At 64.7% G+C, this 402-nt stretch carries 1 protein-coding gene; it reads left to right on the forward strand.

Annotation, left to right across the window (positions count from 1 at the left end; genetic code table 11):
• A partial coding sequence (locus FLO80_RS24090; RefSeq protein WP_281287078.1) for a DapH/DapD/GlmU-related protein occupies positions 1-364 on the forward strand: 364 nt, incomplete at its 5' end.
• Between the last annotated feature and the right edge of the window lie 38 nt (positions 365-402).

Below are 402 nucleotides of genomic sequence, written 5' to 3' on the forward strand. Positions count from 1 at the left end.
GCTCGGCGCTCGGGCCCATGTCGGCAACTTCGTCGAACTGAAGAATGCCCGCCTGGGCGAGGGCAGCAAGGCCGGCCACCTGAGCTACCTGGGCGATGCCGAGCTGGGCGCCAACTGCAACATCGGCGCCGGCACCATCACCTGCAACTGCGATGGCGCGAACAAGTTCCGCACCGAGCTGGGCGACGATGTGTTCATCGGCTCGAACAACTCGCTGGTGGCGCCGCTGAAGATTGGCGATGGCGCGACGACCGCGGCCGGCTCCACCATCACCCATGAGGTTCCGGCGAAGAACCTGGCCTTCGGCCGCGCCCGGCAGAAGAACCTGGAAAACTGGAAGCGCCCGGAAAAAATCAAGAAGTAACGGAGCGGCACGGATGCCGAAGCCTGCGAAATGGATCG

It is taken from the genome of Aquicoccus porphyridii, assembly GCF_008369105.1.
Taxonomy (GTDB): domain Bacteria; phylum Pseudomonadota; class Alphaproteobacteria; order Rhodobacterales; family Rhodobacteraceae; genus Aquicoccus; species Aquicoccus porphyridii.